The following is a 26,530-nucleotide window of genomic DNA, read 5'->3' as shown; positions in this document are numbered from 1 at the left end:
TGCTGTAGTTCCTTTCTGATTATCCGTTTTATCCATGTTGCTAGGGATGAATCACCGTCCTTACGCATTTCTTCTTCTAATTGGGAACGAAGTTCATGCGCCAGGCGAATCTGGTATTGGTCGGTTTTTGCCTTTTCTGTTGACATTGTAATTACAAAACTCCTATTATTATCCCGTGGTTGTAATTACAACGTAACTCATAATGTTTTGCAACTGCTAAATATAGCGAAGCCCCGAAGTGCTCGAACACTGGCGGGGCCTCTTACCAAACCGTTAAACGAGGTAACGATCATGGCTGACATCCAGTCTACCCAGTTTTGCCGAAAGTTTCAGTACCGTTTTCTGGCCCTAAGCGCCACGGAACGCAACGTTATTCACATCGTCGCCACAACCGAGCATGAAGCGCGGGAGCTGTCGCCCGCTGGCTGCGTGATGGTATTCGCTGGCCGCCTGCCGGTGCAGGGGGCACGCCATGACTAAATACCGTTATTACTTTGATGCGGTATCTCGCAAAGACATGCGCCTTCAGCGCCGTATTTACGTTGAATCGGAAACCCTATGGGAAGCACGCGCAGCATTGAGAGTCCGGTTTATTACGTTCCTAGTTAAGCGTGTGCCGGTTCAGGAGGTGCGTCATGTCTAACCTCAAATTTAATAACAGCCGGAAAAACCAGACCCATAGATTGCCGTTCGTTGGCAAAAAGCAGGGGAAAATAGGGCTGTCATTATGGAACGTCCCACCAACAGGCGGATATGACGGTGGATGTGAAACAGGAAAAGCACTGGCACTGATTTTTATCAAGCATCTTCGCGAGCATTCACGCAGTCCTGGCGGGATCCTCCAGCATATCGCTTTAGATATGTTTGGCGTGGAAACGCTGGGCATTGATGATACGAGAACCGGCCAGGCAGTGGGCTTTTTTAGCGAGATAGAAAAGTGCCTGGCGGAAATGGCACCGTATATGACCGGTCTTGACGCAATAGATCCGCAGGTATTGCTCAAACACGCCAATCGGGGTTTAAAGCAAAACGATATCGGTGTGGAGGTGAATCATGCGTGAGCCAATCTCATTAGACGATGCCGCATACAAGGCAGGCATAACCAGCTCGTTATTTGAGGTCATTATGAATATGGCCAGTGACGAAAAGGTATCCCCGGTGCTGTTTGACTTAATTTCCATTGCCTGTGACACCAACAACGAGATCCGCTATTCACTCGACAAGGAGGTCGGCAATGCGTGAACCCTTGCCGCACGACCAATACAAAGACAATCGCGGCCAGCTCGTGACCGTGCAGTCTGTCGAGTTTAATCGCGTCACTTTTACCCGCAAAGGGTATGAGCATCCCTGTAGCTATCCGTTGGTGCGCTTTGTCGCTGAATTCACTTTTGCCGGGAGGGCATGAGCATGGCCGATATTTTCGATCACATCGCTGTTTACAATTTCCGTGAAATGGATGCCGATACGCTTCAATCTCTCCGCTGCCATAGCGAGGATGCTCTATCCGGCATCATGGAGGGTATCCGCGCAATGGGCAGCATGGCATTTTGGGCCACCGGTAATGCGGACTACAGCGACGATTTAGCCGCGGCGGATCTCCGCTCGATGGGTCTCGCGCTTATGCATCTGCCGAGGATTGCCGAGGCGTTCAATGAAAATGCCCAGAGCGCAGATTTTGAATTAAAGCAACGGGAGGCCGCCAAAAAATGATAACGGACAATCTCGTTAATGACGTTCGCGCCAAGGCTACCGGCCATTGGCCCGTCATCTTGCAACGGCTAGATATCCCCATCAACCGGCATGAGGGCGAATGCCCGAGCTGTGGCGGCGCTACCCGCTACCGGTTCGACGATAAGGAAGGCCGGGGAACCTATCACTGTTCGCATTGCGGGGCTGGCACCGGGCTGGATCTGGTCATCAAGGTGAAAAGGTGTGACGCCCGGCAAGCCGCCGAGCTGGTAGCCAATGTGATGGCGATACCACTGCCCGAACCCAAGCCCGCCAGGGAGAAGCCCCAATCGAATCAGTCGATCACCGATAAGGTGGCGGCGCTGGTGGCAAAGGCAAAGCCGGGGATATCGGCATACCTGCAAAATAAGGGGCTGGATTGCCCCAACATGCCAATCCTGGCCGATGGCTCCCTGGTGCTAACGCTGCAAACGATGGACGGCACGGTGACCGGCGCACAGCTTATCCGGCCTGATGGAGAGAAAAAGCTGTTAGCCGGCAGCAAAAAGAAAGGCGCATATCACATCACGCACCGCATCGAGTTACCCGATGTCATCATTTTGTCCGAAGGGATAGGCACAGCGATATCTGTCGGCTTGATGCGCCCCGAGGCGATGATTGTCGCAGCAATTGACGCCGGTAACCTTCTGCCTGTAGCACAGGGGTTTCGGGAAAAATACCCGACGGCGCGGATCATCATTGCCGCTGATAATGATGTGAAACCCGGACATAGCAATGTGGGGAAGGAATCCGCCGAGAAAGCCGCTATTGCCGTGGCTGGCTGGGTCACCTTGCCACCGACTGACCATAAGGCGGACTGGGACGACTATCGGCAACAAAACGGCGTAGAGGCGGCTACAGCGGCTTTTGCAGAAAATGAGTACCAACCTAAGGGGGCAGGCGTGGCGGTTCAACTGAAAGCGATAGAGGGCGGTAAAAAAGACCGCCAAGGGTCTGACCCGCTCAAACCCCATGTAGAGAACAGAAAAGATGGTGTTTTCTGGATCACTCCCAAGGTGGATAAAGACAGCGGCGAAATCATCAACAATGAAAGCTGGTTAAGTGCGCCGTTGCTGGTGTCCGGCATCGGGCAGGATGATAACGAGCGCTATCTGGTTTTAAGCTGGCAACCCGAAGGCAGTAAAACCGAACGGACGGAAGCGCTTCCCATGCGCGATATCGGGGAGCGTGAGGGTTGGGCGAAGTTGAAGTCCGGCGGTCTGTCTGTCACGACAAAAAGCAGCTTACGGGCCATCCTGGCCGATCATTTGCAACGCAGCGGTAACCGCCAGATGTGGGCGATTGCTGGTGCCTCAGGTTGGCAATGCGGCGCTTATATCATGCCGGACGGGTCGGTCATCGGTGAATCTGAGCATCCGGTATTGTTTAATGGCCGTTCTGCCGCCGCAAGGGGCTATACCGTCAAAGGAACGGCGGAGAGCTGGCGCAACAGTGTGGCAATGCTGGCGCAAGGTAACCCATCAATGATGTTGGGTATCGCCTGCGCCCTGGCCGCGCCGCTGATTGGTATCGCGGGTGCCGATGGGTTCGGTGTCCATTTGTTCGGCGGGTCATCGGTCGGTAAAACGACAACCGGCAATGCGGCCAGTAGCGTATACGGCGAGCCGGAAGCATTAAAGCTAACCTGGTACTCAACCGCGTTGGGCCTGGTGAATGAGGCCGCCGCTCACAATGACGGATTTATGCCCCTGGACGAAATCGGACAGGGCAGTAATCGCCGCGCCGTAGCTGAAGCCGCTTATGCGCTCTTTAACGGTGTGGGCAAAATCCAAGGAGCGAAGGAAGGCGGCAACCGGGACGTTAAGCGGTGGCGGGCCATGGCGTTCAGTACCGGTGAAATCGACATGGAAAGCTATATCCGGGCCGATGGCGGTAAGGTTAACGCCGGGCAACTGGTGCGCCTGCTGAATGTCCCCATCAGCAAAGCCACAGCGTACCACGGCTATACGGACGGCAAGGCCCATGCTGATGCGATGCGTGATGCCAGCAAGGCGAATTATGGCGCGGTCGGACGTGAGTGGATCAAGAACCTTGCCAGCCAGAAAGAAGCCTCAATACAAGCTGTGCAGTTAGCCGAGCGCCGGTGGTTAGGATTGTTGCCCGGTGAAGCCAGCGAGCAGGTACGGCGGGTGGCGTCACGGTTCGCCATTCTGGAAGCCGCGCTAATCCTCTCACAGCATTTGACCGGGTGGGCTGAGCAAGACAGCCGGGACGCGCTCCAGCACAGCTTTAACGCCTGGGTGAATGAATTCGGCATGGGTAATCGTGAGGCGAAAGCATGGGTTGAACAGGCGGAAGCATTCTTGCAGCGATTTGGCTATAGCCGGTATTTGCCGCGTCCCAACGGTGATCCGCGTGACCTGCCGATAAAAGACCTGGCCGGATATCGCGTAAAAAAGCCGGGGGGTGAAACGTTGGTATTTCATACCTTCCCTGCCGTATTTAATGATGAGATTGCGATCGGTGCCAATCCTACCGCTTTCGCTCAGATTCTGGCCGACGCGGGCATGTTGGATAAGCCCGGCAAGGGAGTTACACGCAAATCACTGCGCATAGACGGTAAGCAACCGCGTTTCGTTGTGTTGATGATGCCGGATGATGAGGATTAATTTCTCACACAAGGTAAAAGTGGGTCGGTTCGGTCGGTTCAGTCGGTTCAATTTTTTAGTAATATGATTTATATATATTTATTCCTTTATTTTGAACCGACCATGAACCGACCTTAACCACTTTGAACCGACCTTATTTGAAAGCTTCTTTCCTGGCTGGCGTAGTGAACCGACGTAGCATAGTGCTGAACCGACCCACGAGTCGGTTCAATGTGGCGAGACTAATTGTTAAATATCAATATCTTAAAGGCATGAACCGACTGAACCGACCGAACCGACCCACTTTTGCTTATATATAAAAAAACGCAGAACATAATCGTGACAAACGCCCATAGGGGCCATCACCGTGACGGTGCAGGGATGGAGGCGTAAAAGGAGAAGCGACGGATAACGCTCTTTAGCAGAAGTGCCTGCCAAATCATGTAGCAGAAAATGCCTTTCTGTGTTCATTGACAAAAAATCACAAAAATTTATCTTGGTGATAAATCGCAGAATTAGCACTACCTAATCGGTAATTTGATACTTAAGATCGTCGATCTTGCATGACCGCCTTTCCTAACGTCGCCGAACGTGCAGGTATCCATCCTGCCATTAGCTTGCCCAAATATGACCGATGGTATTAAGATGAATACAGACACCTGAAGGTGAAACATGCCGGAGATCAGCCTCTCCGGCATTATTGTCAGAAGTGCTCCTGTTCACAAGGAGGACATTATGCATAGTAATCAAGAAGATAAAACCAGAATGCCATTTATCGACTCCGTCAAGACAGCCGCTGCAATTGGTTTGCTGATGCAGCATTCCACAGCATTGTATTGTCAAGAAAACAATTTCTTGTCATTAGCGCCTTGCGGTTATAATTTCAATGCCGAGCATAGCACAGAGGCTCGGGGGTTGATGATGGATCGGGCATTGGACTTTATCAAAGAATTGACGGACACCCTGAACGTGGCATACCGCTTGCTTGTTGAGTCTCCAGAGTCCAAGCGTGATATGGTGATTCAGACATTAGATCCAGTCAAAACTGATCTGATTGAGCTTCAGTTACGCGGGCTTGAAGGTGCCATTAAAAATATTTACAAAGAGTGTCCGGAAGAAAAGCGTCATTTGTTAAAACGGCCTCTACTTGTTACAGCGCAGGCAAGGGCGTCTGCCGCCAAGTTAAACCACTTAATACTTCAGATGACTAAGGCTGTGGGGGTTTTTGCAAGCGATATAGATATACATGCTTTACGCGCACTTGCAAAACATGGGACTAATGTTTTTGAATCTGGTAGCTTTCACTGAGGTGAATATTGCACATAACTGTTGAATACAACGTTGATAGTTATGAATATTATCTTTCCCCAGTGTTTTTGCAGTTTCCTGGGCTTGATAAAACATTGCTAGAAGATTTCAGAAACTATAAAGCCACAGGTAAATTGCCAGATTATTTCGGACGTGATACCGCCTATGATAGGCCTGATGATATACAAGATTCAGGTCTTTGGCATGTTCATTTATCCATAAACGGTGATAGGTTCATAACTCCGCCCCGGCATGCTAATTTAGCGGATCCCGTAGTTTTACAATGGTATCGAACATCAGATACAGCGTTAGTCTACGCAAAAAGTCTCTTAGATGAGAATAGCTATTCACTGATTGCCGTGTTTACCCCACCTGCCCATAGAAAAGCCAATGATGAAGACAGAATGAGAAGATTGGCCGATTATGCCAGGAAGTTTTCTAGTCAAACCATTTGAACCCACCCAGCCGTGGGTTTTTTGCTATCTAGCGCTCAGCATCAGCGCTAAAATTCGTCGGCTTCTCTTAATATCGCCACTGCAATATTTATGGCCAGTAAATAGGCGTTATCATTGACGCCGTAGTCTTCTGGCGAAACTGCGTTAGAATGACGGCTAAAAGCATTTTCAATATAGTTAATTAGTTCTTGATCGTGAACGATATTTTTATGGTCAAGTATTCCTAGGCTGATGATGTCCCCGCCATAGAGTTCGAAAATCTTCTTTAAAAATAATTCGTTAGCAGTATATTCATAAAATTCATCAATGCTTAAGGGCTTTCTAAGCTGTGATAGACGAGTCAATTCTCGAACTAGCGATTGACACCCGTCGCGCAAATGATCTGCTTTAAGGCTCATGATCTCTCCAACAATGGCAAGCAATAACTATCTGATGTCACTAGTATCAGGGCTAAAAATTAGACAGTACAGGAAAATTTCCGTTGTACGCATTTTTAAGTTAAATGCGCATCCTTGCGCCAGATTATTAACCGATTACAATTGTCTCTATTCTTGCCAGTTCACTCATTTACTTTCGTTATACTCACGATCGCAAACGCCTAAAGAAAATGAAAAATAACAGTCTCTGTCGTAAAATGACAGACTTGAATACAGGGATGCGTATCTGACTTTCATCAATTGCAATGCAATAAAAATATATTTGATACTGGTCAATTTATCAATTCTGCATCCGTCTCTTGATGCTATCAACGGCGCTGACAGTCCAGGGGCCGCCTCTGGCTGGCCTGATACCCAATTCATTAAGCTTAGCCACCATCAACTTATTGCTGGACTGGATACCCTGCCGTTCGGCGTCCTTCACCATGAGCGTGATTGCTTCTTTTGCTGTTAAAGGTGCTGCGCCGGTTGTTCTGGCGTTAGCTAAAGTCTGATTGCAAATATTGGGCAACGCTGTTGTACCATTTAGCAGGGTTTCCATTTGGCTGATAAGGCCTTCCATGCGTGATTCTGCGGAAGGCAAGCCATCTGGACAGCCTAACTTGTCCATCACAGCGCTCAATAACCACGCTGATTTATCTTTCCCTGAGTCTTTCACCGCCTCATCAATCAGATCGGCTAAATTCGCTGGTGCTCTGAAAGAGAAAAGCCTGCTTTGTTTTTTATCCGCCATATGTAAACACCGTAAACAGTTATAAGTGCCGGAACCGTGCCACATGCTGTAAACGTGTATACGGTGTGAGTGCAATCAGTATTGCATAAAATGCAACTGTAGTTGAAATTATCCCTATTTATGAAATAATATAAACTGGATAACCAACCAGTACATAGGTAGCGATATGAACCGTAAGCCGACTACACAGGCAGTTTTACTAACCCAGAAGCAGGTTGATCAAATTCGGCTATTGCAAGAAATGGAACGTGGGCGTTCTGAGTTCGGTATCACTCCCTCCATTCACGAAGTGGCCCGTAAGCTGGTGGACAAGGCACTGAGCGGAGTAGCGCTATAATGGCCGCGTTCAGTCTTGCTACCCTGCTCGGCATTAGGCCATCGAAACCCTCTTACGAATCTGCCCGTTCGCATACTGATAAACCTCACGAGAAGGACAAAAAAACAATGTTGAATTTCGATCACTTGAAACCCGGCGCGAACATTCGCCCAGGTGCGGATGAGCAGTATCAGAATCAGAATACCCAACAGCGCCTTGATCAGGATGTGTCGCGTGAAACGGCAGCTCCAACCAAACATAGCCGGGCGCACAATGTCGCTGTTTCCGATGAAGCCAAAGAAAACCCGGTATTGGCTATTCGTTTGCTGAAAACTACCGATTTTTCATCAAAAAAAATCAAAGCCCAATTGGTTGATGCTCCCCAAGCTCTTTCAAAATTTACTCAGGGTTACATGGAAGAGAACGACCCAACCTGGGAGTTCCAAGATGACGAGGAGCAAGCCCTCACGGCGAGCATGTATTCAGCGCAAAACGGCGATAAAAATGGTTACCACGCCGCACGGGTTCAGGCCTCAAAGTCGCTTGAAAAGATGGTAGAGCCAATGACGGTAGATGAAGTTCAGGCGCTAATAGCCCGAACATCTCAAATGCTCAACGACGCCAATCCTGAGACACCCGATAATATCGCCGCCCGCCGCCAAGCCGATGCAGAATACAACGATACTGTAGCCAAGGCAGCAGCCCAGCGAAACGCGAAATTCCGCGCCACTGGTAAAGCATTGCCCGGCGACAGTAAGCGCGTTGACGGTAAAGCGGCCACGCCGTTGAATGAGGCTAAAAAAATAAAAGCGCAATTGGATGCAGGTATGCCAGCGCCGGGAATCTTGTCGCAATAAGGTGGGGGGTTAGAATAAATGCATAATTTTAATCACCTGAAACAACAACCCAATGCGAGTAATAACCAGCGTGCTCACCCTGGTCGCGGACGATATGCCAGCAACGCGGCAGGGTTTGATATTAAACCAGATCAAAGCCAGCAAACGCCGGACCGCCATGGTAACGCGCATTGGATAGCCGCCAGCCAAGAAGCGAAAAATAACCCTGTACTGGCGCTAAAATTAATAGCCAAAGAAACGCCGCACTTAGATGCTATTCGCACTTTGGCTATAAGCCCCCGACACCTCAGCGACTTCACGAAACGGAAAATGATTAAGGTTTTCCCTGGCTGGGAATGTCTGGATACAGAAGACCGCAACCTTGCATCTTTTATGTACGGCATAACACACGAAGACACAAACGGTTATCAGGCGGGATTTACAGGCGCATTAAGAGTGCTTGAGAAATATATCGAGCCTTGGAATATCGAAGACATGATTACGCCTATCTAAATCGCACTATTGTAGATATGTCAAAAATAATCAGAAACATTTACGGGTGGGATAATGGCTAACAAATTTGATTTCGAGTTAACAGCAAAAGACCAAGCAACGGAGAGCATTAACCGTATTAACGAAGCGGTCAATAATCTTATCCCGAAACTTGACCAGACCCCTGAAAAACTGAAATTAGGTGGTCAGCAGTCTATTGATGGGCTGCTAAACATCAATTCACAATTTGATAGTTTAACAAAGGGTGCCCGTCAGTCGGTCCAGTTTATCGGGGATATAGTGCCTCCGCTGAAAATGGTTACCGGTCTTGCGGTTGGGATCGGAGGCGCCGCGACCGCCATTAATTCCATGAAAAATAATCTGGTGGATTTTGCCAATAATGGCTACCGGATCCAGACCACGGCAAAAAACATTAGCATGACTACCAAGGCGTTTCAGGAGTTAACAGGCGCCATGGTGGAGAACGGCGCGACCAGGGAAGCAGCTGAGGGATCGGTGAGTAGTTTTTTTGAAAATGCCAACGAAGTAGCCCACAATCGTGGGGACTTATCCATCAAAGCCATTTTGGCAAAAGAGGGCATTGGTTTCAGCTTAACCAAGGAAAACCTTGTCGATGTGGGCAAGCTGATAACAGACCTGAACGGCAAGTTCCAAAATTTCACGCCGGGCATCCAGGCGCTTATTGCCCGGAAGTTAGGGTTATCGCCGGAAATGCTGAACTATTTGCGTCAGTCCACTACCGAGGTCCAGCGCCTGAAGGACCAAGCCCAGCGGGATGGATTAATATTCAGCGAAAAGGATCTCCAGAACGCCGCCGCATTCCGAAAGCAGATTAACCAAATGTCGTCATCTTGGGATGGCATGTTGATGCGCAGCGAAGCCTGGATGGGTCAAAGTCAGCTTATCAAGGATCAGGTGGGCCAGATTTCCGACCTGATGAAAAACTCCTTTGACCGCTATTCTGTCGCTCACTTCTTCAGCATGGGCCAGAACAACGAAAGCGACTACGATCGCATGAGGAAGGCGTCAAAGGACGAAGGCTTCAAGAAAACGCTGACTGATATCGAAAAATATCAACTCAACATTGGGTATGAGTCGCCTGAATTGAGAAAAAAAATCGATGCGCGGTATATCCCAGCATATAGAGCCACTGATTTTGCAAGTGATGTCCAGGCGCTACATGTGCCTGGACCAGTAACAGTTCCGCCCATTGACCCGGTGGTAGACCCAAACGCCCGATCTGTACGCAATAATAATCCATGGAATCTTAATTATGCTCGCCAAGCCGGCGCAACACGTGAGCAAGGCGTCGCGGAGCCTAGATTTGCTCGGTTTCCGACACCAGAAGCAGGTATTCTGGCAGCAGACAGGCAATTACAGCTTTATTACAGCGGGAAGTCAGAAGCCGCTCATTATCAACCATTGCAAACTTTAACGGACATAATCAGCACGGCATCACCCCGGAAAGATGGCAATAACACCGAAGGAATGATAAGTGGCGCAAGTAGTGAATTGGGATTAGATAAGGACGCTCCGCTAAACCTTTCTGACTCAACTCTTCGTGCCAGGGTGCTGGCCGCTATATTCAGACAGGAAGGGAACAGCCGTTATACCCCAGGGCAGATACGCCAAGTTATAAGCAGAGAGGAAAGCCAAACGCAATATACGGATCAGCAAGTCGCGGGCGCACCCCAAGTTCAGCCATCGGAACCGGCTAAGGAAAACTCAAACGGGGAGGGAGGCAAAGAACAAATCCCGACAATTATAACCGGTGAAAAAGAAAATATTAACCAGCAGCATCAATCTGCTAATGGTTCTGAACAAATAGCAAAAGCCATTTCGGATGCACTTAAAGACAATAAAACGCAGATTGAGCTGACGATAGTTAATAGTCAGACCGGCGAAAAGAAAGTAGTAACAGTGCAGGGGCCTAAGGTCGCGGCATCCTTACCTTTCCCGTAATTACATCATTGCAGATTAGGGTGAAAAAATATGCTCAAAATATTTAAATCACTATGGTTTGGATGCCATCAATGATAACCAATATCATTTGGGTCCCTCTGGAGGGGTGCCTATTACACGGGCATTGCGCGCCGTGTTTTCCGTCTAGCTATCAACTTTTGAATTTGATTCACACTTTACATTTTGCGGTTCACAGTTATTTCATAATTGATTTAATAAACAAAAAGTTAATATTAAAAACTATTGAAATTTGATTCACACTTGATTCACACATTCTCGACAATAAGTGTAAACCCCTTCACAGGTGTGAACCCAAAAGTGTGAAGGTTCACAGTCGGACGATTACGGAGAATATTTTAATGTTGATGTCAGTCAGTGAATACGCCAACCATGCCGGAATGAGTCGCCGCGCTTTTTATAATTGGGAGAGCAAGCAGGGATTCCCGGCGCGGGTCGATGGAAGAATTGACCAGGTGGCCAGCGACGATTATTTATCTCGTTACCGCGACAGCCACGATCAGCGCACCAAGAACGCCGTGAAAAAAACAGCGACGACAAAAGCGCCCAAGGTTAACGGCAGCGAAACAGGGCGGTATGTTGAAATGAGCATCGCTGTTATCAAGCAACGATTGTCAGATTATGCAGGCCAGGCGGACAGCATGGGTGATGACGAGCGGGCGGCAGTGGCGGCTAAGGCGGTAGGTCTCTATTTAAGTGAAGGCCCTGATAACCCGCCCATGACGTTTGGCGGCTATCGATTGGCTATTAACGAATCACCGCAGCATGAAGAGGGGGAAATCATTGCCGGTGGCGCTTTCGGACTATCAGCCCTGGATGTTGTGTATCAATGCCGGGAGTACGTGCTTTATGTGACCAAGGATGACTCAGACACTTACCCGGTTATTCCTGAGTTGCTGTATGTGCTGGCCGGCGACATTTTCCAATCAATGAGAATTTAAGCAAACGGGCGATGACCCGGTTATTCTCCACCTTTGGCCGGTTAGATACCGGCCTTTTTTCCCAATGCCAATCAGGTAACCCATGATTACTATCACTGGCAGGATCACCAAAGCCCCAAAGCGTATCAAGACCCGAACAGGCAAGGTGATGGCTGTGGCCGCAATTCAGGTTGAGACAGACAAGCGGACGCCTTACCCGTTACGGGTAGTGGGATTCGATTTGCTGGCGCTTGAGCTGATGCTGTGCCGATTTGGGCAGAAAATAACCGTAACGGGGGCTACTGGATATCATGAGGGTTATCAGATCAAAGCCGATGATATACAGCCTGGTGAATGCGTCTACCCCGGTTAAGTCGATGACAGCGCTTTGCGGCATCCATGATTTAGGTGGGGAAAACCGGATGTAAAGCCAAGCCAGCCAACGTTAATGCTCTTCTTGGCTGGCAATTTGCTCACCCTACCCTGCCCTGACCTCTCAATATCACAGAAGCCGTGTCCATATATAGGCCATTCTGCTTTATACTGCCCACTTATAGTTCTCTTGTTTCCGCAACTGTGCAAATTCCCGTGGGGTGATCCGTGGGGTAATAAATGGTAAAAAAGATGAAAAAAAATAAAAATATCTATAAATTTCAGATGGTAATTGAAAAATGCTGAGTTATCGCCACAGTTTTCATGCCGGTAATCACGCCGATGTGCTGAAACACACCGTCCAGAGCCTGATCCTGACGGCCATGAAGGAAAAGGAAAAACCTTTCCTTTATCTCGATACCCACGCGGGCGCCGGGCGCTATTTACTCAGCAGCGAACGCGCCGAGCGTACCGGGGAGTATCTGGACGGCATCGGCAAAATCTGGCAGCGCGATGATTGCCCGGCGTTGCTGGAGCCGTACCTGACGGCGATTCGCCATTATAATCGCAGCGGAACCCTGCGTTATTACCCCGGGTCGCCGCTGATTGCGCGCCATCTGTTGCGCGAGCAGGATAAGCTGCACCTGACCGAGCTGCACACCAGCGATTATCCGCTGCTGCGCAATGAGTTCCAGAAGGACGCGCGCGCCGAGGTGTTGCGCGCCGACGGCTACGGCCAGTTAAAATCACAGTTGCCGCCGCTGAGCCGGCGCGGGATGATCCTGATAGATCCGTCCTATGAGCTGAAATCCGACTATCCCGACGTGGTATCCGGCATTGAGGAAGGCTATAAGCGTTTTGCCACCGGCGTTTACGCCCTGTGGTATCCGGTGGTGCTGCGCCAGCATGTGAAAAAAATCCTCGCCTCGCTTGAGAAAACCGAGATTCGCCGCATCCTGCAAATCGAGCTGGCGGTCAGGCCGGACAGCGATCAGCGCGGCATGACCGGCTCCGGCATGATTGTCATCAATCCGCCGTGGATGCTGGAACAGCAGATGGCCGAGCTGCTGCCCTGGCTGCATCAGGCGCTGGTGCCCACCGGCCACGGCCATACCCTGGTGCGCTGGGTGGTGCCTGAATAACGCCGGCCGTCGGCGTTATTCCGCCTATCGGAGGTATTGACGCAAACTTTGCGACAACGGCGCGTTGCGCGTTAAACTTGTGCCCATCATAAATCCAAAAGGGAATCCTGATGACCAGACATTACGACTATCTCGCTATTGGCGGCGGCAGCGGCGGTATCGCCTCGATCAACCGCGCCGCATCGTACGGCCGGAAGTGCGCGCTTATCGAAGCCAAATATCTTGGCGGCACCTGCGTGAATGTCGGTTGCGTCCCGAAAAAAATCATGTGGCACGCGGCGCAAATCGCCGAAGCCATCAAGCTATACGGCCCGGATTATGGTTTCGACACCCAGATTAATCATTTTGACTGGCAGACCCTGGTCAAAAGCCGCAGCGCCTATATCGACCGTATCCATCAGTCCTACGAACGGGTACTGGGCAACAATAAAGTCGATGTTATCGAGGGTTTCGCCACGTTTGTCGACGCGCATACCGTGGAGATCAACGGCGAACGCGTGACCGCCGATCATATTCTGGTCGCCACCGGCGGACGCCCCAGCCATATCGATATCCCCGGCGCCGAATATGGTATCGATTCCGACGGATTTTTTGCGTTGGACGCCATGCCGCGGCGCGTGGCGGTGGTCGGCGCCGGTTATATCGCGGTGGAGCTTGCCGGGGTGGTGAATGCGCTGGGCGCCGAGACCCATCTGTTTGTGCGTAAGCACGCGCCGCTGCGCACCTTCGATCCGCTGGTGGTGGACACGCTGGTGGAAATTATGCAGGCGGAAGGTCCAAACCTGCATACCGGTTCGATCCCGCAAGCCATTGTGAAAAACCGGGACGACAGCCTGACCCTGACGCTGGAAAACGGCCAGGCATTTACCGTCGACACGCTGATTTGGGCCATCGGCCGCGAGCCGTCCACCGATAAACTCAACCTGGCCGCGGCCGGCGTGGAAACCGACAGCAACGGGTATATCCGCGTGGATAAATACCAGAACACCAATGTCCAGGGCATCTACGCCGTCGGCGATAACACCGGCGCGGTGGAATTGACCCCGGTGGCGGTGGCCGCGGGGCGCCGCCTGTCGGAACGCCTGTTTAACGGCAAGCCGGAAGAGCACCTGGATTACGACCTGATCCCAACCGTGGTGTTCAGCCATCCGCCCATCGGCACCATCGGCCTGACCGAGCCGGACGCGATTGCCAAATACGGCGAAAAGCAGATCAAGATTTATAAAACGGCCTTTACCTCTATGTACACCGCCGTCACCGGCCATCGCCAGCCGTGCCGGATGAAGCTGGTCTGCCTGGGGCCGGAAGAAAGGGTGATCGGCCTGCACGGCATCGGTTTGGGCATGGACGAAATCCTGCAGGGTTTCGCCGTGGCGATGAAGATGGGCGCCACCAAGCGTGATTTCGACAATACCGTGGCGATTCACCCGACGGCGGCGGAAGAATTGGTCACCATGAGGTAAGGGGGTAAAACACCGGCTTAACCCTCACCCGGCGGATCCGGTTTATCCGCGCGTTTCGCCGCCGCCGTCATTTTGTCCTGCCGCCAGTTAAGCAGCGGCGAGACCGAAATGCCGTGTACGATAACGCTGGCCACAATCAGGGTGAAGGCCATATTGGCCATGCGCTCGGCATCGGGGCCGGCCAGTCCGTGGATATAGGCCCAGGTAATATAGTTGATGCTGCCGATGCCGCGGATGCCCAGCCAGCCGATCAGCGCCCGGTGCAGGCGCGGCGTGCCGCTGCCGATGGTCGCCAGATAGACCGCCGCCGGGCGGATAAGGATAAAGACCAATGCCGCCAGCAGCAATCCCAAGGGATCCCAGTGCATCGCCAGCGTGATGCCCAGCACGATAACGATACCGGCGGCAAACAGCCGCTCCATGGTATCGCCGAAGGAGAGCGCGTCGCTGACCACCAGCCCGACGGAGCGCAGCGGCCCCGCCGCCCCGGACGCATGACGTTGGTTGGGGTTGACCAGGGATTCCGCCGTGCCGCCGCGTTCTTCCTCCGGCAAATGGTCCGGCGGATGGCGGGAAAAAATGCCAAGCTCGGTGCGTCTTAGCCCGACGCCGGCGGCAAAGGTGGCTAAAAAACCCGATGCGTCCAGGCTTTGCGCCGCGGCATAGCTTAATGCCACCAGGGCCAGGGCGAGGAAATCATTGGGCGCGGTGTCGTTCTGGGTACTTTTCAGGTGGGTGGCCAGGTGCCCAATCAAGCGGCCCATGCCAAACCCGATACCCAGGCCGCCCAGCAGCGCCCAGGCGACATCGCGCAGCGCCCAGTGGCCCAGCATGGCGAACGACAGCGGTTCATGGCTGGTCAGCAGCAGCATCGCCAGCATTAAAATCGGCAGCGCCGTGCCGTCGTTCATGCCCGCTTCGCTGGACAGCGACACGCGCAGGCGGTCGTCGTCGCGGGCGTCGTTAACCGAAATCAGGCTGGCCAGCACCGGATCGGTGGGCGCCACTATCGCGCCAAAAGCCAGGGAAAGGGGCCAGGAAAACCCGGCCAGCCAATGGACGGCAAGGGTAACGCCGGCCACGGTGAGCAGCATCGCGGGAAAAGCCAGGCGCATGCCCATGCGCCAGCCCGGATCCTGGAACGGCAGCCGCAGCTTGAGGCCGGTGATAAACAATGACGCGGCCATGGCGATCTCGGTCAGCCGCTGGATAAGGACAGCATGGGCGGCCACGTCCACCCGCAGCAGGTTTAGTACCCAGGGACCGCAGACGATCCCCGCCACCAGGTAAAAGCCGAATGAGGTAACCGGCCCGCGATGGATCCAGCCGGACGCCAGCGACATGACCAACAACAACCCGCCCACGGCCGCGGTCCACCCCATAAAACCCATGCGTTCACCTGATGATGTCGTTATGCCCCTCTAAGTATGATCTATTTTTTTTATTAGCTCTGATTATGTGTGGCGGCGAGCCCTTCGGTTAAAACCAGGTTTCCATTTGCACGCCGAAACTCCACTGGCCGCCGGCGGTGAAACCGGTTTGGCCCAAGGTGTCGTTGGCAGCGTAATTATCCAGCGCCTTATCCCAGTTCATATAGGTGGCATAAACCCGCAGTTCCGGGCGGGTAAAAAAGGGCGAGAGATCGCCGGGGCGGAACGTCGGGGCGAAGGTAAGCTTATAAAACTCGCCTTTGACTTTGTTGTAATCAAGATAGCCTTTCGGGTCGAGATCCATATACTGCCAGGACGCCTCGTAGGCCAGGGCGAAGTTTTCGGTAATGCCCTGCATCAGGCGGGCATTCAGCGTCACCCATTTATAATCATCGCCCTCGATATAGCGGTCGGTGCTGCTTTGCGCCAATATCGCCGGCGCCAGATCCCAACCTTTGGCCAGTTCCGTGGTGCCGTAGGTGGCCAGGCGCAGGGTATTGGCCTGATTGGTCAGCTCGGCGCGCGTACCCACGGTTTTAACCTCGGCGCCCAGGCCATGGCCATAGCTCAGCGCGGTTTTTGACATGCCGGGTCGCAGCCCGTAAAAATCATCGCCATGGTAGGCAAGCATAGTCAGGTAACCTTTGTTGCCGGCATTATCCAGCGCATGGTCCGTGCGGTTCTGACGATATTCGTTATCCTTGGCCTTGATGCCGCTGACCAGCCACTGCACCGGCCCGATAAAGTTGTTTGCCGTCAGGATATAGCTTTGGATATCGTCGTTAACCTCTTCTATGCCGTCAAAGCTGCGGCCGATAAGCGAGAAGTTGCTTTTGGCGTAGTCGTTCCATTTCACATCGTAAATACCGCCGCCGGTGCCGTTAAGGGCGATGATTTTGGAATCCAGCCAGTGAATTTCAAAATTATCGCGATCCACGCGTTTACCGGCCCACAGCGTACTGTCCTTGAACACGCCGGTAAACGAGGGCAGCGATCCCAGTTCGGCAAACGCCTGGCTGACGTTCAGGGTGCTGGTGCTGGCGGTCCAGTCGTTGTAACTTTCCTGGCCGTCGGCCAGCATCACCATAAAGCGCGTGGTGGCGCCGTTATCCAGATGCTGTTTTTTCTCCAGGTAGACCTCGGCGTAGGTATCGGGCTCGTTGCCCAGGCGTCCCACGGCGCCGCCGGTATCGCCGGCGGGCGTCAGGTAGGGACCGCCGCGCGAATGGGTGGCGTGTTGGTTCATCATCAGCCCGGAACGGGCATACCCGTGCAGCTCAAACCAGCCGTCCTCCTTTTCCGGGACCTTCTTTTCCAGGGCCGCGGTGCGTTTTGTCGTCTCCTGCACCGCTTGATGGGTTTCCCGGGCTTGCGCCGCGTTTTCGGCGATGGCGTGTTCCAGCCGCTCGGTGTTGTCCCGCGCGTCCCGCACTTTGGTTTCGGCTATTTGCGCGCGATATTCCGCCTGCTGCGCGCGGCGCTCCGCCTGCTGTACTCTTTTTTCCAACTGCTCCAGCCGGCTTTCAATAGTGCCGGCATTATTATTATTGGCAAAGGTTAACGTAGGGAGAGCCAGGCCGGAAATCAATATCCCGGCCATGGTGGTTACAGAAATAATATTCATTATTCACTTCACCTTCTGATTATTACCGGTAGTAGCGCTCGACTAATCAATAAACAGGCTTATCTTTATTATGGACAGCATTACCCCCTGGAATATTGACATCCTATTCGCGCGCTTATGGCCTATGTATTAAACAATCAATCCAGATGATAAAGCGGCGTCATTTCCGTCCAGCCGCCTTCACCCGCATCCGGCAATGGAAGCTGGCATGGCGCGGTTTCCGCCCACCAGCGGCGGGTGGCCGGATCGGCCGCCATCATTTTCTGGTCGGCTTCATAATCATCGCCGGTATATTCCAGATAGCTGAATAATAATCCGTCGCGATAATAAATCGTAAAATTACGGATATGGCACTTCGTAATCATTGCATTCACTTCCGGCCAGGGATTGGCATGAAGTTGTTTATAATATTCCAGCTTTTCCGGGCGAACGCCGATAACGCTGCCGAAACGTCTGATCATTGCCATGACTTTGTCTCCATTATTTTGATTGGCTGTTATTCAAGCACGCCGCTATTGATTAGAATTTCTTTTACCCGCGCCATCATGTCCCGGTCAGCGGGTGGTAAAAAGGATTGCCCACCACCAGGCCGTCGCCGGTAAACCGGGTGGGCACCGGCGGTATCACGCCGGAAAACCGCGGTGTGGTCATCAGGCTAAACTCCTTATCCAGGTTGGCTATCCATTACCGTCGGACTACTGATTTACCTGACCGATTTAATTGGCAGGATAAAAAACGACGAGGCGAAGACAAAAATAATCGCGGCGACAAACAAGGCCGAATAGTTATTGTGAAATTGCGTCAGCAACAGCGCGGATAATATCGGGCTAAACGTTTGCGGCAATACGGTGGCGATGGTTAATATGCCCATATCCTTGCCCGCCTGTTTGCCGCCGCCCGGTAAAACCTGGGTCATCAGCGCCATGTCGATGGAGGTATAGGCGCCATAACCCAGCCCAAGCACCGCCGCATACCAGTACATGCCGGTCAGGGTCGGCATCAGCAGGGGAATTAACAAGCCGACCGCCATGATGATGCTCGACAGGAAAACAAAGATTTTGCGGCGCTGGAATTTGTCCGATAATACCCCGGACACCAGCCCGGAAAATAACAGCGTGACCAGGGTAATCACTGAAATCGTGCCGATGGCGTGATTGGAGTCATCGACGCTTAAGCCAATATAATCCTGCAGGATATATAGCTGATAGGTCACCACGCCCTGGTAACCCAGGAACATGGCGAAGCGGCCTAAAAATGCCCAGGCGAAGTCGGGGTATTTTTTGGGACTGACCCAGAAGCTTTTGAAAAACGCGCCCCAGGCGAAGGGTTCGATAGCGACGTTTCTGGCCGAGGGCTCGCGGTTAATCAGCACAAAGGCGATGCAGCAGGCGGCGATGGCCAGCGCGAACACCAGGTAGCCCAATTGCAGGTTATAGGCCAGATAGCCGGCGACGATAATACCCACGGTGCCGCCGGCGGTGGATCCCGCGCCGACGAAGCCGGAAGCGATGCCGCGGTTTTCCGCTAAAAAGCGATCCGCCACCACGGTCGCCAGCGGTCCGTTCATGCAGTTGAGCGATACCGCCGCCATCAGCCAGAACACCGCGATGCCCGCCAGGGTGGTCATCAGGGAAATGCCGTAAATCGCCAGTCCGCCAACCAGCGCCCCGCCGACTATCCAGGGCGAGCGCCGCCCCCAGCCGGACCGGCTGCGGTCGGACAGGGCGCCGGCAATGGGCTGGGCAAAGATGGTGAACAGCAGCGCGGAAGTCATGACAATCGCCAGGTTATTGGCCTTGTTCGCCGGGTCCAGCGCGGCGACGTGATTGGGCAATATTACCGAAATCACGCCGCAATACAGGGCCAGCAGGACAAAAAAATTGGTAAACAGCGAGCCGAGCAATACCCATTTGCGCCGGCCGGTCACAATTAACCCGGGTCGGTCCGCGTCGGCGCCGGCGGGCGCCATGCCCCGCGCCGATAGCTTGATTGATTCATTTTCGGACATGGTTATTTCCTCTTCTATCTTATTTGTAGGGTAGATCTGCACCGGCAAAAACAGGCGGGAGCCTGTTTGCGCCAGGTAATGGCGTATCGGTTGCTTAAACAAGGGCGAGCGTGAATCGATGCCCGTTAATAAAGGTGATAAAACGCCGCGGCGTTATCGTGCCAAACCGCCCGCCGCCCATCGGCCGTCAGCGTCTCGAGCGCATTGGACAGACAATGGAGCCAGGGTTGATAACCGCCGGCGAGGTTTACCACCGGCCAGTCGCCGCCGAACATACAGCGCGCCGGACCGAACGTTGCCAGGGCATGGTCTATAAACGGCCGCAGCTGTTCCTCGCGCCAGCCGTCCCGGTCGGCCTCGGTCACCAGGCCCGACAGTTTGCAATAGACACCGGGCAGCGCCGCCAGCCGGGCGATATCCTCGCGCCAGGGATCAAGGCGGCCGGCGGCGATCTCCGGCTTGCCCAGGTGATCGACAACCACCCGCACGCCGGGCGCTTCCGCCAGCAGGTCCGTTAACAGCGTGCGCAGCCCGGCCAGTTGTGCCGGCCGCACGCACATATCAATGCTTAGCCCGGCCCGCGCCGCGGCCAGCATGCCGGCGCGGTAGCCGGGCCGGCGCAGGATATCGGCACCCTCGTTTTGCACCGAACGCCGCACGCCGGCCACGCGCCGGTAAAGTCTCAGCCGCCGCAGGTAATCAGCGACCGCCGCCCCTTGCTCCAGCGGCGCATAGGCCACGATGCCGGCGATGGGCAGCGCCGTTTGGGCATCGGCCAGCGCGTCTATCCACGCCACTTCGTCCAGCGCCCGGGCGGTATCGCAGTCCGCCTGCACCACTATCGCCGCCGCCAGGGCCGGCGCCTCGGCCGCCAGGTGTTGCGGCAACCGGGGCCGATCAAGGGCGGGTACATCGGCAAGCCAGGGATAGCTGAGGTGGTGCGGATCCCAGAGATGGACATGGCTGTCGATGATCTTCATTTGTTGGCCTTGCCGCCGTTGCCGGGCAGGATATCCCAGCCGATATTGAGTACCGGCGCCAGCAGCGCGTCGATATGCGCCAGCAGGTCGGCGTTGATCGGCTGCTCGCACCAGGACAGGTTGTCGAGCATATTTTCCGCGCTGGCGGTGCCGATTACCGTGCTGGCAATACCCTGGCGCGTGGCGGTGGTCAGGGCAAACTGCAGCGCAACCTTGGCGATATTTTCGCCAAATTCACGGCAAAGCTGCGCGACCCGGCGGCATGCCTGCTGGACCCGCTGGTGGGCCGGATGCCATTGCGGGGCGCCCTGGTCGGTCAGCAGCCCCATGCCGAGGGGGGAAGCGTTAAGCACCCCGATGCCGGCGGCATTAAGCCGTTGCGCTACCGCGCCCAGGCGGCGGTCCTGTAGCGTATAGGTGCAATAGGCCATCAGGGTATCCACCTGTTGTTCAATGGCGAGCGGTTCGAGGAAATCCAGTTGATAACCGGTGATGCCGATATGGCGCACCACGCCCTGTTCGCGCAGTTTCCGCAGCGCGGGCAGGCCCTCGTTCACCAGTTGCGCGCGATCGCCATACTCCACGTCGTGACACTGGATAACGTCGATATAATCGGTGCCCAGCCGCGCCAGGCTCTGTTCTATGCTGCGGCGGGTGGCGGCGGCGGAAAAATCCCAGTCGCTGTCGCCATAGCGGCCGACCTTGGTCGCCAGGGTATAGTCAGCGCGCGGCACGCCACGCAGCGCCTGGCCCAGGGCGGTTTCCGCCTTGGTGGCGCCGTAGTAGGGCGCCACGTCGAAATAGTTAACGCCGTGCGCCAGGGCGACGGCCACGGTGTCATCGGCCTGCCGCTGCGACACCGGATGGTAGATGCTGCCCAGGGATGCCGCGCCCATGGCGAGGATCGGCACGCGGATGCCGGTGGATCCCAATGATGCTGTTTTCATTCTGCTGTCCTTTTGCCCGGGCGCCGCCAGGGGCGGCGCGGGCATTATTTTTCCGTGCCCAGGCGCAGGCCGGCGCGCTCCGGACGCACATGCGGCCCGGTGGGGACGCTCCAGTTACCCGATTCCCGCCCGGCCGCGATGGCGTCTTCATCAATATCGATGCCCAGGCCGGGCGCCGACCCCAGCAGGATGCCGCCGCCGGTAATGTCCTGATCGACCCGCAGGCCGACGGGGAACGCCAGGTCCTGCACCTCGGTGGCCAGATGATTAGGAACCGCCGCCGCCGCGTGAGCCACCGGATTGGCGTTATAGCCGACCGGACTGACCGGCAGGTTATGGGCATGGGCGGCGATGGCCACCCGCAGAAAATGCGTAATGCCCCAGCACATCCCGGTCTGGACGATATCCACCGCCCCTGCGGCGAACAGCGGGGTGAACTGTTCCAGGCCGGTGAGGTTTTCCCCGGTGGCCACCGCGCATTTCACCGCGCGCCCGACCTGGGCATGGCCCTCCGCGTCCCAGCGCCGTACCGGCTCCTCAATCCAGGTGAGATCCATTTCCCGTTCGATGCGGTCCACATAACGCACCGCCTGCTTGCGGTTCATGGATTCATTCACATCCATCATGACCGCCGGCGCCGCGCTGTTGGCCAGATACACCTGCCGCACCGCCCGCAGCCGCTGGATGTCCTGCGCCACGTCCAGACCGCCCTTGAGCTTGAAGCCGGTAAAACCGCGATCGGCAAAACGCTGATGCAAGGCCACCAGTTCATCGAGCGGCAGGCCGTAATCGAGGCCGGAGGCATATCCGGGCACGAAGGGATCCCGCGCGCCCAGGGTGCGCCATAAGGGTTCACCGGCGGCTTTGGCCTTCAGATCCCACAGCGCCATATCCACCACGCCGATGGCGCCGAAGACACTGCCGGCGTGGCCGCTTTTAAATACCGAGGCCAGCATGCGGTCATACAGCGCCGTTACCGCCCGCGGGTCCTCGCCTTCAATGGCGGGGAAGATCCGCGCGATATCGCCGTGTGCCCCCAGCCCAATCCCCGTTAGCCCGGCGTCGGTGGTGAGCAACAGGATCGGTACGTCGGTTATGCCTGTCGTTAGCACGCCGTTCACGTCGCCGATGGGCCGTCCCCAGCGGTGGATGGTTTGCAGCGTGCGATAACCCGTTATTTTCATAAATGCCAACCCTTATCAATGATGCCGTGGCTGGAATGCCGTTTACTGCAACGCGGGCACCGCGTTGTCCCGGATGCGCCGGCGGCGCTCGACGTAGGCCGGCAGCGGTTTGACGCCGGAGACATCGGTAAACCAGGCGAAAGGATCGGTGCTGGCCACCAGGGCGATATTGGCCCAGGGGTTAAAGGATCCGGAGCGAATGATGACCTTGGCGCGATAGGCCAGATCCCGGCAGAGGTCCTCATGGCTAACGCCGGAGAACACCGCGCCGGATCCGGTATAGATCTGCTGCAGGTCGCGGTAGAGCGCCGGATGGCAGTCGCGCACTTCCGGGGCAAAGCTGACCTCCTCGACGCACAGGGCGTCGCGCAGCACCCGCAGGATTGCCAGGGCGTCAACGGTGCCGGGGAAAAATCCCAGGTCGATGCGGTTGGCCCCGGGCGGGATAGGGAAACCGGCATCGGTCACCAGGACGATATCGGTATGGCCCAGGGTCGCCAGGGCGGCGGCCAGCTGGGGATGCAGGATACTGTTGGCTTTCATCGGATTATCTCAATCATTATGGTTAGCGGGGTGACTGCCGCATAAAGGCGTCGACCTGCGCGCGCGTATGATAGGACGGCACGGTTTCCCACCCGGTGCAGCATAGCGCCGCCGTGGCGTTGGCGAACACCACCGCGTCGCGGATCGGTTGGCCCTCGGCCAGGGCCACCGCCAGCGCCGCGTTAAAACTATCGCCGGCGCCGTTGCTGTCCACCACGCCGACCCGGCAAGGAGGGATTTCCAGGGGCTCGCCGGCGGTAAACACCGCCGAACCGGCCTCGCCCAGCGTCATGACCACATGGCGGCAGCCGGTTTGCAGCAGCAGCCCGGCAATGTCGCGGTTACTGCGCTTATCATCCGGCGCCAGGCCCAGCGCCACGCGCGCTTCGGTTTCATTGGGCGTCAGGTAATCAATGGCGCTCAGGTCCAGGCCGCGCAAATCGCGCGCCGGAGCGGGATTAAGCACGGTAATCTTGCCCAGCGCCTTGGCCCGGCGCAGGCCGTACAGCGCCGTTTCCAGCGGAATTTCCAATTGGGCCAGCGCCACCGCGCTCTCGCGCAGCAACGGCAGCGCCGCGTCCACCCGCTCGGGGGTAAACAGGCGGTTGGCGCCCATATCCACCACGATAATATTGCGCGCCTGTTGGTCCTTGATAATCAGCCCGGCCCCGGTCGGCAGTTCCGCCGAGACGTCCAGCGCCGTAATATCGACGCCTTCGTCGCGCATCAGCCGGATAAACTCATGGCCAAAGGCATCGTCGCCCACGACGCCTGCGTAAAACACCCTGGCGCCCAGGCGCGCTGCCTGCACCGCCATATCCGAGCCTTTGCCGCCCCAGGTTTGGCGAAAATCACGGCCAATCAGGGTTTCGCCCGCCAGGGGGATCCGTTCCGCCGTCATGACCAACGCTTTTGCGTAGCTGCCGAGAATAAATACGCTCATTACATCACCCGATTATGTTTTTGCCGGCGGCCGATAACATTGCGAACAGGGCCGTATTTCGCCGGCATGGTATTACGGCCCGTCTGTTTAATACCCGGCAATATCCCCGGCCAGTCCTTTGACCAATTCCGGCCCGGAACTGGTGCCCACCAGTTCAGCCCCGGCCTCGAACATCGCCTGCATTTTTTCCAGCGTGTTGACTTTACCGGAAACTTTAACCCGGCAGGGGGCCTGAATATTATTTTTCAGGATCCTGACGTCCTCGACGGTAGCGGCGCAGCCGCCTTTTCCCCAGCCGCTGGATTGTTTAACCCAATCTATGCCGGCTTCATAGGCGTATTGCGTGGCCTTTATTTTCAGCGCCTCGGTGGTAATAAAACCAAATTCCAGCATGGCTTTTACCTTCATGCCGGCATCATGAGCCGCGGCGGTAACCTGTTTTAGCTCATCAAAATAGCGGTCTTCCATACCGCTGAGCAAAAAGCCCGGGTTCGGCGGAAAATCAAACTCATCGGCCCCCTCCCTGGCCAGTTCGCGCACCAGCGCCACTTTCATCGCCGTGGTGTCGTTGGCCTGGGGGAAATTAACCGTGGTGGCCACCCTGACCCCGGAGCCTTTCAGCACGTCCTTGGCCAGCGCGACCCAACACGGGGCGATCATGGCCGCGTCAAACTGATATTGCAGGCAGAGATCCAGGTGCTTTAGCAGCTCGTCGCGCGTGAGATCCGCATTCACATTCGTGAACTGGATGGCTTTGGCGACCTGGCGCGGGTCATTAAAATTAATCATGCAACAACACTCCTACTTTTTTGGTTAAACCACATTGGCTAAATTATTCCTCATCAATAGGGCTTACCTTAATGTCTTTGCCGCGCGCGCAGTGAGTGCGATAAATTTCAAAAATATGGATGGAAGTCCCCGGTCAATAAATTTGTGAGACAGATCATAAATAACCCGTCCCCCGCTCAAGAGACCCAGGTAAATAGGCTACTTTTAGCCATCGGTTTGCTATTAAAGAAAAGATCAATGGGCCGGAATAACCTATGGCGGCATTAAAGAACCAGACGCGGATCGTTTCCTCTTTTTATCGGGAATATGATGATTTCTCCACACTATTCAACTATCGCATATTACGCGCCGGTCATTTACAAACCGGCCCGGAGCATCATATACAGCGCCAGTCGGTGGTCGGCCACGAATTTATTTTCTGCCTGAAGGGTAAAGGTCGGGTGAAGGTAGAGGATAAAGTGCATCAGGTGAAAGCCAATCAATTGGTCTGGCTACCGGTGAGATGGCCCCATGAACACTACCCCGATCCGGGCGATCCCTGGGAAATTTTCTGGCTGCGGGTAGACGGGGGCAAACTGAACAATATTATGTCGCTGTTGGAGATACAGAAACATCCGGTTTTCCAATTTGATTTCCCGGACAAAATGAACGGCATTTACCAGACCATTTTCGGCCTGATGCGCTCGCATACCCTGATGAGCGAGGCGCAGTGCGATATGGTCTGCGCCAATCTGGTGTTTACCCTGCTGGAAAGCCGCAGCGCCGAGGCGCTGCGCTCGCCGATGATTATGCATCGTGGCTTGGGTCAGTTGATTTACCAGATACATAGCCATTATCACGATGAATGGGATATCGAAAAATTCATGCATTTTTGCCAGGTGAGCAAATCGCAGCTGTTTCGCCTGTTCAAAACCACCTTTAACCAAACCCCGCTGAAATGGCTGAAAAATTACCGGTTATCCCAGGCGCGTCGCTTATTGGTGGAAACCGACGCCAGCATTGCCGCCATCGCCTATCAGGTCGGTTATAACGATCCGCTGCATTTTTCCCGCGATTTCCATCAGGCCGTCGGGCTGTCTCCCTCTGAATTCCGCCGCCGCGAGAGCCTGGTCAATTCGCTGTGAGATGACGGCGTTTATCCGTGAGCGCCGTGCGGTCATCCCACCCGGCAATCCCGGGCGCCTTTGCCACTGCGTGCCCCCACCCTTGCGCTATGCCCTCCAACTGGCTACTGTGCTTTCTGATTGACGGCACTTCACCGGAGTTCCCT

General features: G+C 54.7%; 28 protein-coding genes. 16 read left to right on the top strand and 12 right to left on the bottom strand.

What is annotated here, in order from left to right; all coding sequences use genetic code 11:
• The first annotated feature begins 291 nt into the window (after window positions 1–291).
• From VGC33_RS10615 to VGC33_RS10580, 8 genes are all read left to right on the top strand, one after another.
• On the top strand, window positions 292–480 hold the full coding sequence (locus tag VGC33_RS10615; protein ID WP_331120721.1) for a host cell division inhibitor Icd-like protein: 189 nt from the start codon (window positions 292–294) through the stop codon (window positions 478–480).
• A 155-nt stretch (window positions 481–635) separates the two neighbouring features.
• Window positions 636–1,061: a hypothetical protein gene (locus tag VGC33_RS10610; protein ID WP_331120720.1), complete on the top strand. Its 426-nt coding sequence runs from the start codon at window positions 636–638 to the stop codon at window positions 1,059–1,061.
• A complete protein-coding gene (locus tag VGC33_RS10605) occupies window positions 1,054–1,242 on the top strand; it encodes a hypothetical protein (protein WP_331120719.1) in 189 nt (62 codons plus the stop codon). The genes VGC33_RS10610 and VGC33_RS10605 overlap by 8 nt, the downstream gene beginning before the upstream one ends.
• On the top strand, window positions 1,235–1,405 hold the full coding sequence (locus tag VGC33_RS10600; protein ID WP_331120718.1) for a DUF4222 domain-containing protein: 171 nt from the start codon (window positions 1,235–1,237) through the stop codon (window positions 1,403–1,405). The genes VGC33_RS10605 and VGC33_RS10600 overlap by 8 nt, the downstream gene beginning before the upstream one ends.
• Window positions 1,406–1,407: 2 nt before the next feature.
• The gene (locus VGC33_RS10595) at window positions 1,408–1,710 is read left to right on the top strand and encodes a hypothetical protein (protein ID WP_331120717.1); all 303 of its coding nucleotides are present in this window, start codon (window positions 1,408–1,410) and stop codon (window positions 1,708–1,710) included.
• Window positions 1,707–4,358 (top strand): DUF927 domain-containing protein, encoded by a 2,652-nt coding sequence (locus VGC33_RS10590; RefSeq protein ID WP_331120716.1) that lies wholly within the window; start codon window positions 1,707–1,709, stop codon window positions 4,356–4,358. Before VGC33_RS10595 ends, VGC33_RS10590 begins: the two co-directional genes overlap by 4 nt.
• A 651-nt stretch (window positions 4,359–5,009) precedes the next feature.
• Window positions 5,010–5,645 carry a hypothetical protein gene (locus tag VGC33_RS10585; RefSeq protein ID WP_331120715.1) on the top strand — a complete coding sequence of 212 codons (636 nt, stop codon included), beginning with the start codon at window positions 5,010–5,012 and terminating at the stop codon, window positions 5,643–5,645.
• A gap of 8 nt (window positions 5,646–5,653) precedes the next feature.
• A complete protein-coding gene (locus VGC33_RS10580; protein WP_331120714.1) occupies window positions 5,654–6,100 on the top strand; it encodes a type II toxin-antitoxin system YafO family toxin in 447 nt (148 codons plus the stop codon).
• A gap of 47 nt (window positions 6,101–6,147) precedes the next feature.
• Here VGC33_RS10580 and VGC33_RS10575 read toward each other — a convergent pair whose 3' ends face one another.
• Together VGC33_RS10575 and VGC33_RS10570 are read right to left on the bottom strand one after the other, a co-directional pair.
• Entirely contained in the window at window positions 6,148–6,498 is a 351-nt protein-coding gene (locus tag VGC33_RS10575; protein ID WP_331120713.1) for a hypothetical protein, read from the bottom strand.
• 319 nt (window positions 6,499–6,817) lie between these two features.
• On the bottom strand, window positions 6,818–7,270 hold the full coding sequence (locus VGC33_RS10570) for a hypothetical protein (RefSeq protein WP_331120712.1): 453 nt from the start codon (window positions 7,268–7,270) through the stop codon (window positions 6,818–6,820).
• A 336-nt stretch (window positions 7,271–7,606) separates the two neighbouring features.
• On the opposite strand from VGC33_RS10570, the gene VGC33_RS10565 reads away from it, so the two are divergent.
• The 7 genes from VGC33_RS10565 to gorA all read left to right on the top strand — a co-directional run bounded on the left by VGC33_RS10565 (window position 7,607) and on the right by gorA (window position 14,812).
• A complete protein-coding gene (locus tag VGC33_RS10565; RefSeq protein ID WP_331120711.1) occupies window positions 7,607–8,443 on the top strand; it encodes a hypothetical protein in 837 nt (278 codons plus the stop codon).
• An 18-nt stretch (window positions 8,444–8,461) separates the two neighbouring features.
• On the top strand, window positions 8,462–8,935 hold the full coding sequence (locus VGC33_RS10560; protein WP_331120710.1) for a hypothetical protein: 474 nt from the start codon (window positions 8,462–8,464) through the stop codon (window positions 8,933–8,935).
• 54 nt (window positions 8,936–8,989) lie between these two features.
• A complete protein-coding gene (locus VGC33_RS10555; protein ID WP_331120709.1) occupies window positions 8,990–10,897 on the top strand; it encodes a hypothetical protein in 1,908 nt (635 codons plus the stop codon).
• A 359-nt stretch (window positions 10,898–11,256) separates the two neighbouring features.
• Entirely contained in the window at window positions 11,257–11,856 is a 600-nt protein-coding gene (locus tag VGC33_RS10550) for a hypothetical protein (RefSeq protein ID WP_331120708.1), read from the top strand.
• 82 nt (window positions 11,857–11,938) lie between these two features.
• The gene (locus tag VGC33_RS10545; protein WP_331120707.1) at window positions 11,939–12,208 is read left to right on the top strand and encodes a hypothetical protein; all 270 of its coding nucleotides are present in this window, start codon (window positions 11,939–11,941) and stop codon (window positions 12,206–12,208) included.
• Window positions 12,209–12,506: 298 nt separating this feature from the next.
• Complete coding sequence (locus tag VGC33_RS10540; RefSeq protein WP_331120706.1) at window positions 12,507–13,349, top strand: 23S rRNA (adenine(2030)-N(6))-methyltransferase RlmJ; 843 nt, start codon at window positions 12,507–12,509, stop codon at window positions 13,347–13,349.
• 110 nt (window positions 13,350–13,459) lie between these two features.
• Window positions 13,460–14,812 (top strand): glutathione-disulfide reductase, encoded by a 1,353-nt coding sequence (gene gorA / locus VGC33_RS10535; protein WP_331120705.1) that lies wholly within the window; start codon window positions 13,460–13,462, stop codon window positions 14,810–14,812.
• Window positions 14,813–14,829: 17 nt separating this feature from the next.
• On the opposite strand, the gene VGC33_RS10530 is transcribed toward gorA, so the two are convergent.
• The 10 genes from VGC33_RS10530 to deoC form a co-directional block, all read right to left on the bottom strand.
• On the bottom strand, window positions 14,830–16,203 hold the full coding sequence (locus VGC33_RS10530) for a cation:proton antiporter (protein ID WP_331120704.1): 1,374 nt from the start codon (window positions 16,201–16,203) through the stop codon (window positions 14,830–14,832).
• A gap of 88 nt (window positions 16,204–16,291) precedes the next feature.
• Window positions 16,292–17,866 (bottom strand): carbohydrate porin, encoded by a 1,575-nt coding sequence (locus tag VGC33_RS10525; protein WP_331120703.1) that lies wholly within the window; start codon window positions 17,864–17,866, stop codon window positions 16,292–16,294.
• A gap of 137 nt (window positions 17,867–18,003) precedes the next feature.
• Window positions 18,004–18,333, bottom strand: coding sequence for an L-rhamnose mutarotase (locus VGC33_RS10520; RefSeq protein WP_331120702.1), 330 nt, complete (start codon window positions 18,331–18,333; stop codon window positions 18,004–18,006).
• A 236-nt stretch (window positions 18,334–18,569) separates the two neighbouring features.
• Window positions 18,570–19,874, bottom strand: coding sequence for an MFS transporter (locus tag VGC33_RS10515; protein ID WP_331120701.1), 1,305 nt, complete (start codon window positions 19,872–19,874; stop codon window positions 18,570–18,572).
• Window positions 19,875–19,999: 125 nt separating this feature from the next.
• Complete coding sequence (locus VGC33_RS10510) at window positions 20,000–20,854, bottom strand: amidohydrolase family protein (protein ID WP_331120700.1); 855 nt, start codon at window positions 20,852–20,854, stop codon at window positions 20,000–20,002.
• Window positions 20,851–21,801 (bottom strand): aldo/keto reductase, encoded by a 951-nt coding sequence (locus tag VGC33_RS10505; RefSeq protein WP_331120699.1) that lies wholly within the window; start codon window positions 21,799–21,801, stop codon window positions 20,851–20,853. The genes VGC33_RS10510 and VGC33_RS10505 overlap by 4 nt, the downstream gene beginning before the upstream one ends.
• Window positions 21,802–21,845: 44 nt before the next feature.
• Window positions 21,846–22,985: a mandelate racemase/muconate lactonizing enzyme family protein gene (locus tag VGC33_RS10500; protein WP_331120698.1), complete on the bottom strand. Its 1,140-nt coding sequence runs from the start codon at window positions 22,983–22,985 to the stop codon at window positions 21,846–21,848.
• Window positions 22,986–23,027: 42 nt separating this feature from the next.
• Complete coding sequence (locus VGC33_RS10495) at window positions 23,028–23,528, bottom strand: RbsD/FucU domain-containing protein (protein WP_331120697.1); 501 nt, start codon at window positions 23,526–23,528, stop codon at window positions 23,028–23,030.
• 22 nt (window positions 23,529–23,550) lie between these two features.
• Complete coding sequence (locus tag VGC33_RS10490; RefSeq protein ID WP_331120696.1) at window positions 23,551–24,471, bottom strand: ribokinase; 921 nt, start codon at window positions 24,469–24,471, stop codon at window positions 23,551–23,553.
• Window positions 24,472–24,558: 87 nt separating this feature from the next.
• Window positions 24,559–25,260 carry a deoxyribose-phosphate aldolase gene (gene deoC / locus VGC33_RS10485; protein ID WP_331120695.1) on the bottom strand — a complete coding sequence of 234 codons (702 nt, stop codon included), beginning with the start codon at window positions 25,258–25,260 and terminating at the stop codon, window positions 24,559–24,561.
• Window positions 25,261–25,514: 254 nt separating this feature from the next.
• Between deoC and VGC33_RS10480 the strand changes: the two genes are divergently transcribed.
• On the top strand, window positions 25,515–26,384 hold the full coding sequence (locus VGC33_RS10480) for a helix-turn-helix domain-containing protein (RefSeq protein WP_331120694.1): 870 nt from the start codon (window positions 25,515–25,517) through the stop codon (window positions 26,382–26,384).
• Window positions 26,385–26,530 lie beyond the last annotated feature (146 nt).

The organism is Acerihabitans sp. (assembly GCF_036398755.1).
Taxonomy (GTDB): Bacteria; Pseudomonadota; Gammaproteobacteria; order Enterobacterales; family Enterobacteriaceae; genus Acerihabitans.
This window is presented reverse-complemented; position numbering and strand designations above follow the sequence as displayed.

Bases quoted from the DNA above. Each gene is read 5' to 3' on its own strand.
- VGC33_RS10615 (WP_331120721.1), top strand. From the start codon at position 292: ATGGCTGACATCCAGTCTACCCAGTTTTGCCGAAAGTTTCAGTACCGT.
- VGC33_RS10610 (WP_331120720.1), top strand. From the start codon at position 636: ATGTCTAACCTCAAATTTAATAACAGCCGGAAAAACCAGACCCATAGA.
- VGC33_RS10605 (WP_331120719.1), top strand. From the start codon at position 1,054: ATGCGTGAGCCAATCTCATTAGACGATGCCGCATACAAGGCAGGCATA.
- VGC33_RS10600 (WP_331120718.1), top strand. From the start codon at position 1,235: ATGCGTGAACCCTTGCCGCACGACCAATACAAAGACAATCGCGGCCAG.
- VGC33_RS10595 (WP_331120717.1), top strand. From the start codon at position 1,408: ATGGCCGATATTTTCGATCACATCGCTGTTTACAATTTCCGTGAAATG.
- VGC33_RS10590 (WP_331120716.1), top strand. From the start codon at position 1,707: ATGATAACGGACAATCTCGTTAATGACGTTCGCGCCAAGGCTACCGGC.
- VGC33_RS10585 (WP_331120715.1), top strand. From the start codon at position 5,010: ATGCCGGAGATCAGCCTCTCCGGCATTATTGTCAGAAGTGCTCCTGTT.
- VGC33_RS10575 (WP_331120713.1), bottom strand. From the start codon at position 6,498: ATGAGCCTTAAAGCAGATCATTTGCGCGACGGGTGTCAATCGCTAGTT.
- VGC33_RS10570 (WP_331120712.1), bottom strand. From the start codon at position 7,270: ATGGCGGATAAAAAACAAAGCAGGCTTTTCTCTTTCAGAGCACCAGCG.
- VGC33_RS10565 (WP_331120711.1), top strand. From the start codon at position 7,607: ATGGCCGCGTTCAGTCTTGCTACCCTGCTCGGCATTAGGCCATCGAAA.
- VGC33_RS10560 (WP_331120710.1), top strand. From the start codon at position 8,462: ATGCATAATTTTAATCACCTGAAACAACAACCCAATGCGAGTAATAAC.
- VGC33_RS10555 (WP_331120709.1), top strand. From the start codon at position 8,990: ATGGCTAACAAATTTGATTTCGAGTTAACAGCAAAAGACCAAGCAACG.
- VGC33_RS10550 (WP_331120708.1), top strand. From the start codon at position 11,257: ATGTTGATGTCAGTCAGTGAATACGCCAACCATGCCGGAATGAGTCGC.
- VGC33_RS10545 (WP_331120707.1), top strand. From the start codon at position 11,939: ATGATTACTATCACTGGCAGGATCACCAAAGCCCCAAAGCGTATCAAG.
- VGC33_RS10540 (WP_331120706.1), top strand. From the start codon at position 12,507: ATGCTGAGTTATCGCCACAGTTTTCATGCCGGTAATCACGCCGATGTG.
- gorA (WP_331120705.1), top strand. From the start codon at position 13,460: ATGACCAGACATTACGACTATCTCGCTATTGGCGGCGGCAGCGGCGGT.
- VGC33_RS10530 (WP_331120704.1), bottom strand. From the start codon at position 16,203: ATGGGTTTTATGGGGTGGACCGCGGCCGTGGGCGGGTTGTTGTTGGTC.
- VGC33_RS10525 (WP_331120703.1), bottom strand. From the start codon at position 17,866: ATGAATATTATTTCTGTAACCACCATGGCCGGGATATTGATTTCCGGC.
- VGC33_RS10520 (WP_331120702.1), bottom strand. From the start codon at position 18,333: ATGGCAATGATCAGACGTTTCGGCAGCGTTATCGGCGTTCGCCCGGAA.
- VGC33_RS10515 (WP_331120701.1), bottom strand. From the start codon at position 19,874: ATGTCCGAAAATGAATCAATCAAGCTATCGGCGCGGGGCATGGCGCCC.
- VGC33_RS10510 (WP_331120700.1), bottom strand. From the start codon at position 20,854: ATGAAGATCATCGACAGCCATGTCCATCTCTGGGATCCGCACCACCTC.
- VGC33_RS10505 (WP_331120699.1), bottom strand. From the start codon at position 21,801: ATGAAAACAGCATCATTGGGATCCACCGGCATCCGCGTGCCGATCCTC.
- VGC33_RS10500 (WP_331120698.1), bottom strand. From the start codon at position 22,985: ATGAAAATAACGGGTTATCGCACGCTGCAAACCATCCACCGCTGGGGA.
- VGC33_RS10495 (WP_331120697.1), bottom strand. From the start codon at position 23,528: ATGAAAGCCAACAGTATCCTGCATCCCCAGCTGGCCGCCGCCCTGGCG.
- VGC33_RS10490 (WP_331120696.1), bottom strand. From the start codon at position 24,471: ATGAGCGTATTTATTCTCGGCAGCTACGCAAAAGCGTTGGTCATGACG.
- deoC (WP_331120695.1), bottom strand. From the start codon at position 25,260: ATGATTAATTTTAATGACCCGCGCCAGGTCGCCAAAGCCATCCAGTTC.
- VGC33_RS10480 (WP_331120694.1), top strand. From the start codon at position 25,515: ATGGCGGCATTAAAGAACCAGACGCGGATCGTTTCCTCTTTTTATCGG.